13 protein-coding genes are annotated in these 13,267 nt (G+C 58.3%); 3 read left to right on the top strand and 10 right to left on the bottom strand.

Annotated features, from left to right (window positions below):
• Position 1 precedes the first annotated feature (1 nt).
• The 5 genes from GC165_17885 to GC165_17905 are packed head-to-tail and all read right to left on the bottom strand — an operon-like array spanning position 2 to position 4,932.
• Positions 2–994 (bottom strand): kinase, encoded by a 993-nt coding sequence (locus GC165_17885; GenBank protein MBI1334741.1) that lies wholly within the window; start codon positions 992–994, stop codon positions 2–4.
• Positions 995–1,930 carry an NAD-dependent epimerase/dehydratase family protein gene (locus tag GC165_17890; protein MBI1334742.1) on the bottom strand — a complete coding sequence of 312 codons (936 nt, stop codon included), beginning with the start codon at positions 1,928–1,930 and terminating at the stop codon, positions 995–997.
• A 54-nt stretch (positions 1,931–1,984) separates the two neighbouring features.
• On the bottom strand, positions 1,985–3,208 hold the full coding sequence (locus GC165_17895) for a glycosyltransferase (GenBank protein MBI1334743.1): 1,224 nt from the start codon (positions 3,206–3,208) through the stop codon (positions 1,985–1,987).
• Positions 3,205–3,984 (bottom strand): NAD-dependent epimerase/dehydratase family protein, encoded by a 780-nt coding sequence (locus tag GC165_17900; GenBank protein ID MBI1334744.1) that lies wholly within the window; start codon positions 3,982–3,984, stop codon positions 3,205–3,207. Before GC165_17900 ends, GC165_17895 begins: the two co-directional genes overlap by 4 nt.
• Before the next feature lie 3 nt (positions 3,985–3,987).
• Positions 3,988–4,932 carry an NAD-dependent epimerase/dehydratase family protein gene (locus GC165_17905; GenBank protein ID MBI1334745.1) on the bottom strand — a complete coding sequence of 315 codons (945 nt, stop codon included), beginning with the start codon at positions 4,930–4,932 and terminating at the stop codon, positions 3,988–3,990.
• A 77-nt stretch (positions 4,933–5,009) separates the two neighbouring features.
• On the opposite strand from GC165_17905, the gene GC165_17910 reads away from it, so the two are divergent.
• Both GC165_17910 and GC165_17915 read left to right on the top strand, forming a co-directional pair.
• Positions 5,010–6,287 carry a hypothetical protein gene (locus tag GC165_17910; GenBank protein MBI1334746.1) on the top strand — a complete coding sequence of 426 codons (1,278 nt, stop codon included), beginning with the start codon at positions 5,010–5,012 and terminating at the stop codon, positions 6,285–6,287.
• Positions 6,284–7,801 carry a hypothetical protein gene (locus tag GC165_17915; protein MBI1334747.1) on the top strand — a complete coding sequence of 506 codons (1,518 nt, stop codon included), beginning with the start codon at positions 6,284–6,286 and terminating at the stop codon, positions 7,799–7,801. The genes GC165_17910 and GC165_17915 overlap by 4 nt, the downstream gene beginning before the upstream one ends.
• Here the strand turns inward: GC165_17915 and GC165_17920 are convergent.
• Complete coding sequence (locus GC165_17920; protein ID MBI1334748.1) at positions 7,747–8,916, bottom strand: hypothetical protein; 1,170 nt, start codon at positions 8,914–8,916, stop codon at positions 7,747–7,749. The genes GC165_17915 and GC165_17920 overlap by 55 nt on opposite strands.
• Positions 8,917–9,061: 145 nt before the next feature.
• Between GC165_17920 and GC165_17925 the strand changes: the two genes are divergently transcribed.
• Positions 9,062–9,838 (top strand): hypothetical protein, encoded by a 777-nt coding sequence (locus GC165_17925; protein ID MBI1334749.1) that lies wholly within the window; start codon positions 9,062–9,064, stop codon positions 9,836–9,838.
• On the opposite strand, the gene GC165_17930 is transcribed toward GC165_17925, so the two are convergent.
• The 4 genes from GC165_17930 to GC165_17945 are packed head-to-tail and all read right to left on the bottom strand — an operon-like array spanning position 9,835 to position 13,266.
• Positions 9,835–11,250 (bottom strand): phosphopentomutase, encoded by a 1,416-nt coding sequence (locus GC165_17930; protein MBI1334750.1) that lies wholly within the window; start codon positions 11,248–11,250, stop codon positions 9,835–9,837. The genes GC165_17925 and GC165_17930 overlap by 4 nt on opposite strands.
• A complete protein-coding gene (locus GC165_17935) occupies positions 10,947–12,065 on the bottom strand; it encodes an ATP-grasp domain-containing protein (protein MBI1334751.1) in 1,119 nt (372 codons plus the stop codon). Before GC165_17935 ends, GC165_17930 begins: the two co-directional genes overlap by 304 nt.
• Positions 12,065–12,928 (bottom strand): hypothetical protein, encoded by an 864-nt coding sequence (locus tag GC165_17940; GenBank protein MBI1334752.1) that lies wholly within the window; start codon positions 12,926–12,928, stop codon positions 12,065–12,067. Before GC165_17940 ends, GC165_17935 begins: the two co-directional genes overlap by 1 nt.
• The gene (locus GC165_17945; GenBank protein MBI1334753.1) at positions 12,913–13,266 is read right to left on the bottom strand and encodes a hypothetical protein; all 354 of its coding nucleotides are present in this window, start codon (positions 13,264–13,266) and stop codon (positions 12,913–12,915) included. Before GC165_17945 ends, GC165_17940 begins: the two co-directional genes overlap by 16 nt.
• Between the last annotated feature and the right edge of the window lies 1 nt (position 13,267).

The raw sequence follows: 13,267 nt of genomic DNA on the forward strand, positions 1-13,267 counted from the left end.
GTCAGTTTTGATCAGCATAGACGATTGTTGAACCTACTTGATCAAATTTGAACGGAATTTCACAAAGATCGGGCAGTGCATTTCGTACTGCGTCCTGTTTTTCATGGGCAACGTAGAACAGAAGGCATCCGCCGCCTCCCGCGCCGAGCAGTTTTCCTCCAACCGCGCCTGCCTGTCGAGCGGTTTCGTACCACGTGCCGATCTGGTCGTTGGCGATTTGGCTGGATAACCCACGCTTCAGCACCCAACCTTCATGGAGAAGCTCGCCAAACCCGTCGAGTGAGGCGTCCGAACACAGCACGTCGATGGCCTGGGGAACGAGCTCTCCAAGTTTTCGCAGGTCGGAATCGAGCGCTCCCGCCTTCGTCTTCTGCATCTGCTCGTCCAAAACCTCATGCGCTGTACGAGTCAAGCCCGTATAGAACAGCATCAGGCGGCTTTGCAGGGCATCCAGACGACCGGGTGCCATCACGATCGGGTGATGCTCGATGGTGTCGTCTTGGTTGAACTTCAGAAGACGCAACCCACCGAGGGCCGCTGAATATTGATCCTGGGAACCGACCCGCTCACGCATCACATTCTGCTCCAGGTGGACGGCCAACCTCGCCAGTTCGGCATTGCTCACGAATTTGCCTTTCAATGCATGCAGAGCGTGGAGCAGGCAAACAGTGAACGAAGATGAAGAGCCCATCCCTGTCCGCGCCGGCAGGTCGCCGGCATAATGAATCTCGATCTCCTTCGTCATGTCCATGTAGCGAAGGCATTCGCGCACGGACGTGTGCTTGAGGTCGTCGATGTCGTCGCACCGCTCCAGAGTGGAGTAGTGAACCTTGATCTTGTGGTCGAAATACCACGGCAGGTGTTTGACTGTGATGAAGGTGTATTTGTCGATGCTCGTCGCGAGCGTCATGCCTCCGTTGCGGCGGTAATAGTCGGGATAGTCGGTACCTCCCCCGAGAAAACTAATCCGCATCGGAGTGCGCGCGATGACCATTTAGACGTTGCCGTACTCCGAGCGTCCGAACATCTTATAGAGCGTGATGAGTTGGCGGATGCCCTCGTCGATCGAGACCTGCGCTTCAAACCCTGCCGCCTTCAGCTTGTCGTTCGAAACGATATAGTTGCGCTTGTCTGGGTCGGTGCCAACCTCCGCTTCGTGGATATAGAAGTTCGGAACATGCTTCTTGATCTGCAGGGCCAACTCCTCCTTCGTCAGATTCGCTTCATTGAGACCAAGGTTGTAGGTCTCGCCGCGCATCTTGTCGAAGTTGTTCATCGCGAAGATCATCGCAGACGCCACGTCTTGGATGCTGACGTAGTTGCGCTTGAAGTGCTTTTCGTACAGGACGATGAAGCCCTGGGTGACCGCCTTATAGGTGAAGTCGTTGACCAGCAAATCAACTCGCATCCGAGGCGAAGTACCAAAGACAGTTGCTAGTCGGAAAGACATCGCCTTTCCGCTGTCCAATAGCACCTTTTCGCCATCGGCCTTGGTCACGCCATAAAGGCTAATCGGCTCTAGCGGAGTGTTTTCGTCGCAATAGAGGTCGCCTGTCTGCGTACCGTAGCCGCTGTTGGTGCAGGGGTAGATAACGATCTGATCCTTCGACGCTAGGTCGGCGATCAGCTTGGCCGCGCCAAAGTTGAGGGTTGTCGTGTATTCCGGGTCTCGCTTGCAAGCCGTCATCCCGACGACCGCTGCGAGGTTGATGATGACATCGTGCTTGCCGATCTGAGCCTTCATCAGCCCTTCGTCGCGAGCATCGCCAAAAACGAAGTCGAAGTTGGGGTTGGAAGCGTAGCCGAACAGGCCCTTTTGTTGGTAGTAGAGATTGTCGACGACGGTGACTTGGTGCCCTTCGTTCAGCAAGCGACCGACGAGGACGGAGCCGATGTATCCTGCGCCCCCAGGAATCAAAACCTTCTTCACTTACTGGTAAGGATACCTGCCCCCGTTCTCCGGGACAGAATGGCGTCGGGACCCTTAACCGACCAAGCTTTGAAGCTGGCTCTCGATCTGCCCGACGCAGTGCTGAAGCTCAAAATTCGCTTCAAAGAACGTGCGCGCCCGAATGCCCAGCCGCGCCGCCAACTCGGGGTCGAGACAGAAATCGTCGAGTTGGCGAGCCAACCCGTCGACGTCCTTATTGTCGATCACCACGCCAAACTGGCCTTCAGTGATGACCTTGGCTTCGCCACAGTCGGTGGGCATCACGCCGATGACGCCTCGCCCGGCGGCCGTGATGGTCCGCATCTTGCCTTGGGTCGAGGACTTCGCCCCTTCTGGAGTCAACGTTGCGATGTGCATGTGCGCGGCGCAAAGCGAGCGATTCAAGTCGCTCCTTGGCACCAAATCCCGGAACCGAACGTTCTCCAGGCCCAACTCGGCCGCCTTCTGTTTCACCTCGGCGAGCTTCGGACCCGCTCCCAGCACCATCAGGGCCAAGCGATTCTTATATTCCATTCGCGCGATGGCCTCCAGCACTGGAATCAGGTCCGACGTATATCCGAGGCTGCCGGAGTACATCAGCACAAACTTTCCATCGAGGTCCCACACCGCGCGAAAGGTGTCGGTGCCGGGCAACGGTCGAATCGCGCTTCCGTCTGCCCAGTCGTAAATCGTTTCAATGGGCGCATCTTTCGCCCCGATCGCCTTCAGTTCCGGCACAAACGAGGGCGAAACGACATTCAATGCCGCCGCCCCGCGAATCATCTTCGCCTCCAGGTTGCGAACCAAAATCGAAAGCGGATTCTTCGAAGCCTTCGCTGCGGCCAGAGCGTGCGATGCGATGTCGCAGACCCGAACCACATACGGAACTCCCCATTCCTTGGCCAGCTTTTGCGCGGCGATGCCCGCAAATGGTGGCGGCGAGACGGTCAAAATCACGTCCGGCTTCACCAATCGCGGCTTAGCTTTGAGGAAAGCTCCCTGAACCTTGAAAGCCGCCATTCCTTTCTTCAGCAAGCTTCCATCGCGGGCGGCGGGGACGACCAACTGGCGCTCCACGGTAACCCCGTCCATCACCTCGGTCATCGACTCCTTTCCGCGGTAGCCCTCAAACACTTCGCCCTTCGGATAGTTGGGCATCAGCGTCAAAACCTGCACCTGGTGGCCCCGCGCCGCCAGCGTCGTCGCCATTTCGGTGATGCTCACACCCGCGCCGAAATCTTCGGGAGCATAGAAAGGGGTCAGAATCAGAACCTTCATGGCCGAATCTCGCTAAGATACCGCTTTATCGCGTCCTCCGAGGTTGGAAGCGTGGATAGAGTGGCGACTTTCGCGTTGGAAATTCGAACGTTCCGCGGCGCGGCATTGGCCGGAAGCTCGCTCAGGTTCATTTTACAGCCCGCCAATGCAGCGATTTGCCGGGGAGAAATCAAGCCATCCCCGCATAGGTTGAAGACCTCGCGTCGCTGACCCGATTCGATGAGCGTCCAAGCAATCCGCGCCACCTCGGCGGTGTGCATAAACTGGTACTCGCTGTCCGGGTGAATCCGAAGTGGCTGACTGTTGACGATGTCGAAGACCGGATTCTTCTTCAGACCGGGCCCGACCATCCCCGCCAGCCGGACGATGAGCCAGTTGGGTGCATAGTGCCGGACGCACTGCTCGGCCAGATACTTGTGAAAACCATAGTGCGACGTGCGAGCCGGATCGGCAGCAACGTCCTCTTTCGTGAGATCAAAGGAATCGAGGTCCGCGTACACATCGACCGAGGACAAAAGCACATGAACCGGAGTAGGGAAATCCGCCAAAACCCGCATCTGCTGGGTTACCGACAGGTCGAAATCGGTCAGCGGCTCGCGGTCAGAAATGTACTTCTTCGAATTGTTCGAAGCGTTGATGACCAGGTCATAGCCGCTCCCCTTCGCCTCGTCGTAGTTCGCGCGGCCGACGCCCGTCACGTCGTGTCCCTTCGTTGCTAGGAAGGTTTCGAAGGCCGAGCCAACGAACCCGGTTGCGCCGACGACCGCGATCTTCATCCCTTACAGCCTCGCGGTCGCGTAGTTTTCCTTCAGCCAATCCACTGTCAGCTTCAGACCGTCAGCGAGCGACGTCGGGGCGTCGTAACCCAGCCATTCGTGCATGCGGGTCACATCGAAGCCCTTGAACATTTGGCCGTCTGGCTTGTCCGTGTCCCAGATCACTTCACCCTGAAAACCTGTCAATGCGACTGTCGTCTCCACCAATTCGCGGATTGTCACCGGCTTGCCCGACGAAATATTGATCGGCTCGCTGGAATCGTAGTCCTCGGCGGCCTTCACCACCCCGTCGACCGCGTCGCGGGCGTAGATGAAGTCGCGTACCGGCGCTCCCGTGCCCCACATCGTCAGCGACGGCGTCTGGTCCCGGGTTGCCTCATAGATTTTGCGAACCAACGCCGGGATCACATGAGAGTCGTTTAGGTTGAAATTGTCGTAAGGCCCGTACACATTGCCCGGAATCATCACAATGCTGTTGAATCCGTATTGGCGGCGATAAGCTTCGCTCGCCACCAGGAGCATTTTCTTGGCAGTGGAGTACGGCGCGCTCTCAAATTGCGGATAGCCATTCCACATCTCGGTCTCGGGGATCGGGTTCGGCGCGGTCGCGGGGTAAGAGCAGCCGCCCATCACGCAGATCATTTTCTCCACCCCGTTCCGGTGCGCCGCGTCCAGGGTCAGCGTGTTCATCAAAATATTTCGCTGGTAGAACTCGGCCGGTCGTTCCTTGTTGGTTTTGATGCCGCCCGAATAACCGGCGAAGTGGAAAAGCACCTCTGGCTTGTGGTCTCGAAATAGGCTCTCCACCTGCGTTTGGACCGTCAGATCGTAGTCCTGGCTCCCAAGCGGAGTGAACGTTAGCCTCTTGCTCGTCAGACTCTCTTGAAGGTGGGTGCCGAGGAAACCGGTTGCCCCGGTAATGACGATTTTCTTACCTGCCAAATCCATCTTGCTGACTCAGGGTGAATTCAGCCCAGACTGGCGAATTCAAATGAACCTGGTTAGTTTACCAGGCTCCTTCGGGTATCCTTCGCCTTCTAGAGGGAGTTACCGACGACACCGTGGAGCGCAAAAGTATCACCGTCGACGAACTTCTTGCCGTGTTCAAACGGTACTGGCGCTCTATTTGCCTGCTCACCCTGTTGGCCGGAGTCGGAGCGGCGGCGAAGGAATACTTTGCCGCGACCAAATACCGGGGGACCACCTCGATTCTCGTCATCACACCCAACGTCAGCGCCTCGCTGAGCCAGTTGGCCGTGCTGAATGCCAGTGCCGCGACTCCCCTGAGAACGATCAAGGGCGTGGTGATGTCCGACCGCGAGACCCGCGCCATCATCGACAAGTTCGGCCTCGATTGGCATAAATTCGAATACGAATTCCAGGTCACCGACGAAAGCCAGACCAACCAACTGGTGATCTCCTACGACTCGACCGACCAAAAGAAGATTCTCGATCTTCTCCAATTCACCATCGACAAACTCGGTGAACTCGACGAGCAGTTCAATTTCAGCGTTGGCACCCGCCAAGCCGTCGAACTTGGGAAGGAACTGAAGAAGAAAGAAAAGGATCTGGCATCTGAGGAAGACAAACTTCTCGCTCTGCAGAAGACAATGAAGACAGCGTCGGACCCAACCGACCCGCAGTCTATCGTCGCCTATCTCGAAGCTTATCAAAAGCTTGAAATGCAGTTGGGCGGAGTCAAGACGCAGCTAAAGGCGCTTCGGGACCAGCTCGAAACTGCCGCCGCTGATACGTCCGTTCCGTCCGCCATTCCGCCTGCCGTGGCCTGGCAGAAAAAGCTAAGCGAGGTCGAATATCGGCTCCGCGTAGCGCGAACGACGATGGCCGAGGAGAATCCCGAGGTCGTGCGTCTCAAGCGCATCGAAGAGCAGACCAAGGAACAGTATCAGAACGACGTGAAGAAGTATCTGACGTCGGTCAACAAGAACCTCGATCCTACTCTGGCGACGCTGGAATCGAAGCGAATTCTCCTTGAATACCAAACCGCCCAAGCCCGCGAACTCGCGAAAGTCGCTCCCGAAGAAGGGCTTAAACTTGGCCGAGAAGTCACCGAAGTTCTCACCCTCCGCAAGGTGGTCACGAACCTACGCGCTCAGTACGAACAAGCCAAGATCGAAGCCGAGGTAAGCAAGGTTCGCTGGAGCGTGCTCGATCCGCCCTATATCGAGCGCAAGCCGGTTAACAAGCGGTATCGAATTCCCGTTCTGGCCGCGATGGGCGTCGTCTTCACGATCTCCATGATCGTCGGGTTCGCCCGCTTCCGCAAGTCGCAATCGGCATGAGCCTCCAACGCGCCTCGATCCAGGTTTCGCTGGGCTCCATTTTTGTCTATCTCGTTAGCTTCTTCAACCAACTTCTGATCGCCCGGGCCTTCGGTGCCGGTGCCCGCATGGACGCCTACCTGGCTGGTGCGAACGTTCCGCTCACCATCAATAACCTTATCGGCGCGGTGTTCGTCTACGCGGTTGTTCCCCACATCGTGCACGAAGCGGTACACGACGAATCGTTGAAGCCGAAGATGATGGGCCTACTCGTGGGGTGCCTCGGCCTCTCGCTCGTGACGCTCACCGTCGGACTTACAGCCCATGTCTGGCCGCTGATCCACACGTCGCAGTTTGGCACGTACCGCCCCGAAGCTGTATGGGCCGCAACCCTATCGTGGTGTTCGTGCGCGGTCTTCTTCATCACCGCCCTCTCCGACGCGCTGTTCAATGCGAATCGTTCCTTCGTATTCCCGGTCCTGGCCTACCTGCCTGCCTACCTGCTCACGTCGTGCTCGGTGTTCTTCCTTGGCCAGCGACTGGGCGGACCCGCCATCGCGGGAGCAACGCTGATCGGGTACCTGCTCGTGATTCCGCTTCGCATTTTCCGTCAGCGCGAGTACCTCGTCCGCCAGTTCGACTTCTCGATGTTCCGAGCATTCTTGAAGCGAATTCCGTTTACGGCTCTCGCCGTCATGAGCCTCTATTCGTTTCCCGTCATCGATGCCTACCTGGGCCCGAAAGCGGGCGAAGGCGTTCTGTCGATCCTCGGATACTCGACGCGCATCATTTCGACGTTGGCCGTCATCGTAGCGCTCGGTCCGTTCGGCGTCCTCATTCCCGAGCTCGCCACCCATAGCGCCGAAGCTAACCGCGAGCGATTCTCGGTTCGCGCACAGACACTCTTTCGTTACGCGCTCACCCTCCTGGTGCCTGTCGCTCTTTGGATTTTCATCTTCCGCCTGCCGGTCATCACCCTGCTTCTCCAGCGCGGCCAATTCGGCCCCGATGACTCTCAGCACCTTGCCGGTTTGCTAATGTTCAACATTCCCGGCTCGATCTTCATGGTCCTCAGCATGCTGATGGTGCGTGTTTTCCTGGCCGACAAGCGCATGATCGAAGCCGCCGGCCTCAGCACGCTCAACTTCGTGATGTATCTGACCTTCTGCTCCGTCCTGACACCGAAGTACGGCCTTAATGGGTTCGGAATGTCGTTCGTCTCCGCGTGGACGCTTCACGCCACCCTCGCCATCACCGTCCTCTTCGCCAAGGATCATGGCCATTTCGAATGGCCAAAGGTTGGTCGATTCGTCGGGCGTCTGGCCGCCACGACCGGCATTCTTGTCCTACTGGGATTTGCCATTCGTACCGCTGTACCGATGCAGAGCAAGCTCACTTCGCTCATCGTTCTGCCGCTGTCGCTCGCCGTCTGCCTGCTCGCGTTCTTCGGCGTGGGCCACCTCATGGGCAGTCCCGAGCATCAAAGAGTTTGGGGAATGTTGGCCAGGTTTTCGCGCCGCTCGCGCTCGGCCTGAACGCATCCCAACAACAGCCAATAGGCCGGAAAGACGATCGGAATCGAACTCAGCACGCCTAATGCCACGAAGGCGATGACTGTCGCCGAGTAGCGCGTACCGCGATATTGGCTGAGCCAATAAACCAGGATGGCGATGAAGAACCACCCCATGCGGAAGCAACTCGCGCCAAAATCCGTCAGGCCATAGCCCAGCGCATAGTATTGACCCGACATCCGCGAGACATCGATCTCATACCAAGAATCGAGGTCGTACTTATTCCACAGGAACCAGAAGTAGTCGGTGTCGAGCTTTACCTCCCCATTCCCAAAGGGTTTCTCTAGCAGGGACGGACCTGAGAGGTAGTGACCCACCAAGCGCATGCTCGCCGACGGATCCTCGATGATCAGCCTCGGATTGGCAATCACGACCTGCGCAAGTTCGGTAGCGCGCGATTTTGGGAGCGACGGACCCGCCGCCACCAACGCGAAACAGCAAACCGCCGTTGCCGAAACCGCGATCAAGCCTGACTTAAAGCCCTTCGAAATGCTGTAAACCACTAGTGTCACGATTCCGTAGATCGTGGCCGTCGCGGCCTGCGATAGGGCGACCAACCCCAGCACGATGAACCAGAGAATCCGCCATTTGCTCTTCGTCATTGGCACGTTGCCGTTGCTCCCGATGATCCACGCTAGGATCGGCAAAAGCACGCCAATGTTCGCCAAAAAGCTTGGCTCGCTACAAGCTCCGCCGACGCCACGGTCTTCTGCGCCGCGAACCTGGCTCATCAGCGGAGCCACGACCGCCTCATGCAACGAAGGCGCGAATGCCTGCGCGAGCGCAGCCAAAAGGTGCACGACAGCCGCCCACATCACGACGCGTGACGAAAAATCCTTGTAGCCCAGCTTTGCCGCCAAATACACAAAAAAGCCCAGGATCATCGCCGCCGTCTTGCGCACCACGTCGCTCCAATCCTTCCACGCCTCCGGGTTGGCGTAGCAGAGGTACAGCATCGCGATGAAGAAGATGCCGAACTCGGACCACGTGATTCGAAGCTGTTCCCGGTCGAAGTAGCACCGAACGGCGAGAAAGAGCACGGCGCACACCGTCGCCATGACCTGCACGTCGGATTTCATCGGCACCGGCGCAATGTATGGGAAGATGGTAAATACGAGGAGACAGTTGGCCAGCACGGTAGAGAGTCGTAGGCTTTTCGGCGCCGCTTGGTCAACAGTCAAAGGTCTCTCCGGGTATCGTCATTTTACGTGATCGGGAGTCCAAATGGTTCGTAAGGCGTGCCTCGCCGCAGTGGCTTGTTGTCCTGTTGTCGTATTCGCGCAGTCCATCGGCGGACCCCGCACCTTTCCCCAGTTCCGCGACATGGCGGGCCTGAGTGGCAATGGCTTTCCCGTCCTCCGCGACGGCGTAGTCGATATTCACGGCGCGCTGACGCTCTCTACGCCTATCGCCTACACCCTCAAACCCGGTCAGCTTGTGCTAGGTGGGGCCTCGCGAAGCTTCGACCGGTCGTTTCGATGGGTGAACACACAGTTCGGCGCGAACAACCAAAAGAGCGACGGCACCGGCCAGGTGGTCGGGGCGGTCAAGACGCCGTGGGGCAACGTCACGCTGTCCCACCTCGTGATGAGCCCGGCGGGCGACTCGGTCCAGCATCTGCAATTCACCTTCGCAAACGACTGGAAGGGCGCGACTTGGAGCCTCGGTGTCCACAACATCACCGACCGTGGCCAGGCCGCGGGCGACAATCTCCCGGTCGAGGACGCCAAAAATAGCGAATCTTTCTTCGTCGTGGGCACCAAGGCTTTGCCGGACAACAGCTATTTCACTGCCGGATACGGCACTACACGATATCGTGGGCCATTCGGGTCCTACTCGCGAATGATCGGCGATCGGTCCCGCTTCTTCGGCGAGTACGACACGTTCAACTGGAATTTCGGATTCGCGACCGAATTCCACGTCGGCTCCAAGAAGGCATATCTAACCGCAGGACTGATCCGCGGCGACCTTGCCACGTGGACACTCAACTTCGTCCTCTAAGACTTGATCGACAGCCAGTTCGCAACCGTCTCGCCGATGTAGCCGAGGGTCTTGCCCTGGACTTCATGAACGGACGTCGGTCCTTTCGCCACCACGCTCAGCGGACTGTATTCCCGCGAATGATCGGTCGATGGGCTCGTTGGATCGTTGCCATGGTCGGCGGTAAGAATCAACAAATCATCGCCTGACATTTGATCGAGAACGCCGCCGAGCGTCTTGTCGAATTCCTCCAAGCAGTGCGCAAACCCGTCCGGGTTGTTGCGGTGGCCGAAGAGCATGTCGGTGTCTTCGAAGTTCGCAAAAATAAATCGCGCGTCGGATGCTAGCGCCCGCTTCAGCATCTCGGCGTGCTCGGGGTTGGACTGAGTGCGCTTGACCGGTCGAAATCCGCGGCCATCGAAGAGTTCCGGCACGACTCCGATCCCAAAGACGTTGCTGACGTCGTCCACCAAGTTATGGGGCGGGACGACAGGGAAGTCCTTGCGCCGCTCGGTGCGCGTAAATCCTGCTTCTGCCGAACCGATAAATGGCCGAGCGATCACGCGCTGAACGTTATTGGGTTCGACGCAGATTTCGCGGGCGATGCGGCAAAAGTCATAAAGCTGTTTGATCGGAACAACCTGTTCATGGCAGGCAATCTGGAAAACACTGTCCGCGCTGGTGTACAGGATCGGCGAGCCAGTCGCCAGATGCTCCGCACCGAGTTCCGAAATGATCACGGTCCCGCTGGCCGCTTTGTTACCCAGCACTTTTCGTCCAATCCGCGACTCAAATTGTTCGACGAGGTCGTCGGGAAAACCGTTCGGATAGGTCGGGAAAGCTTTATGAGTGACGATTCCCATCATCTCCCAGTGGCCCGTCACCGAATCCTTACCTTGTGATTCCGGCAATAGCCGCCCGTACCGCACGTCCAACCCGTCTCGACCTGGCGTCGCCGGATTCCCAGCTCCGGTGAAGAAACCGCACGCGATCAGGTTCGGGGCGTCGATCCCACCGACATGATCCCAAACGTTCTTCAGCGTGTTGTCTCGCTGGCTGTCGCCAAACTTTTCGGCGTCGGGCGCGGCTCCCGCGCCGCATCCATCGAGGACGATGACAATAGCTCTCTTCACGACTGGCTCCAGGTGGTCAAAAAGGTCTCTCGGGCCCGCTCCGCATAGTCGATGATGTCGCCGCTTCCACACACGTTGATGTGACCCATCTTGCGGCCCGCCTTTGCCTGCTTTTTGCCGTACCAGTGGAACCGTGCTTCGGGGTGCTCCCGGCACACCGCGTCGATGGCTCGCTTCAAATCTTTGGCATCGTCGATGCCCAGAACGTTCGCCATGCAAGCGGGGACCCCTGATCGAACGCCCGAAAAGCTGCCCAGCACAACCTGAACGTGGGCTTCGAACTGCGACATCCCACCCCAGTCCAGCGAATAATGCCCTGTGTTGTGGGGCCGAGGAGCAATTTCGTTGACGCTAATGCGATTATTGGCTTCAAGGAAGAGTTCGACTCCGAACAGCCCGACACCGGCGACCGCCTTCACCGCTTCGGTCGCCACGCGCTGAGCTTCTGCCGAAATCTCTGGATCGGTGCATGGGTACACAAGGTCGCAAACGTAATTCTTCTGCCGCGTGTAGACGGCGGGGAAGGTGCCGGTTTCGCCTTCACGGGTCGCGACCACCATCACGGCCATCTCTTCGCCGAACTCCACAAGCTCTTCGGCCAACCACCCTCCATCCGACCAAAACGGCTCCAGCGCCTGATAATCCTCTTCGGTCTTTGCATAGCGCGTCCCTTTGCCGTCGTATCCGCCAAAGCGAGCCTTCAGCACGCACGGAAACTCGATCATCTCGGCGAGATCGGCCGAAACCGCTCGTGGTGAGGGCACTCCGGCTCGCTCGTAAGCCTCCCGCTGATGGAGCTTATCTTGGATGGTTGCCAACGTGTCGATGCCCGGCACGACACGGTCGGGCTCGTATCCCACCTTTTCGCAAGCCGACCGAAGTGTGTCGGCCCGAATGAATTCGTTTTCGAAGGTGACGAACTCGCACTCGGTCATGAGTCGTGCGATGGCGTCTGCGTCGTGAATCGAACCGGTAATCGCTGGTCCAACTTGCGCCGCAGGCGACTCCGGGTCCTCGTCCAGCGAGACGACCGAAACGCCCATTCTCTGCGCCGCCATGACCGACATGCGCGCCAATTGACCGCCACCAAGAATCCCAAGTCGATACTTCGCCACTATCTAATGGTGGCAGATTCCCTCACGACTTGACGTGGATCGATCTGCAATCGCTTCGCTCCGGGCAGGTCGCGCTCCCGGATCACGCCGATCAATTCCGTGCCCACAATCGTCGCTCCGAAGTCGTCCAACGCCGCCAGACAATAGGCATACACCTCGTCGAATGAGGTCTGGTCCGGCTCCGTCAGATTCAGGCTCAGTTGCGTCATGCCCCGCGACCGAAGTTCAAATCCCAACGCTCGCACCCCACGTAGCGCGTCAACTCCCGCGTCTCGCTCGTCGCGGATTCGCCTCGCCGCCCGCCGAACGAGACCGAGGTCAGTTGTCGCAACGTCGATATTCGCGGCAAGCAGAAAGTTTCGCACGCCAACGACGGAAGCACCCCATTTGGGATGAACCGGTCGGTTGAGTTCAATCGGTGGTCCAGCGACCTGCCCCCGCAGGTAAGGAAGCCGATGCTCGCGACCCGGCAATGCCGTCTTCTCGTACAAATGAACCGGAACCTCGAACTCGTCGGAGAATGCCTGCGCCCACCCGCGGCAGTCCGTAATCAACATCGATTCGTCGCCATCGAGCAGAACGAAAGGCATGACGTCTAGGGCCCCGACTCGCGGATGAACCCCCGACCGAACATGCAAATCGATATGAGGAAGAATCAATCGCCCAAGCCCGGTGGCCGCTGAAAGGACGTCCGGCTGATCGCCGGAAAAGGCCGTAACTGTCCGATGATGGTCCGCGTCCCCTTGGCAGTAGTGCACCGTCAAGCCACGGTCCGACAAAAGCCGTTGAGCTTGCTCGGCCAACTCACCATCGCAAAAGGACCAATTCGGAACGGCGACAATGCGATTCAAAGGGCTAGCCACGAACTTATTTTGCCGAAAAGCTTCGGCCCAATGCCCTTGACGTTCCGTAGGTCATCGACCGATTGGAACGGTCCGTTCGTGTTCCGGTAATCCACAATCCGCTGAGACAGCGAAGGGCCGATACCTGGCAACCTCTCGAAGTCGTGCGCCGTTGCCGAGTTAATGTGAATCGGCGTGTCGTCCGGCGAATTCTGGGCAGCCGGACCCGATGCGGCCGGAAGTTTATTCGAGTGCATGCCTCCAATGTGAACTCGACCATGGCCGACATACCCGATCAGCCCGAGAAAGCCGGTCATGACCGCACCCGCCACAACCCTCCTTGGGCCCGTCAGCTTCATG

The sequence above is a fragment of the Armatimonadota bacterium genome (assembly GCA_016125185.1).
Taxonomy (GTDB): Bacteria; Armatimonadota; Fimbriimonadia; order Fimbriimonadales; family Fimbriimonadaceae; genus Fimbriimonas.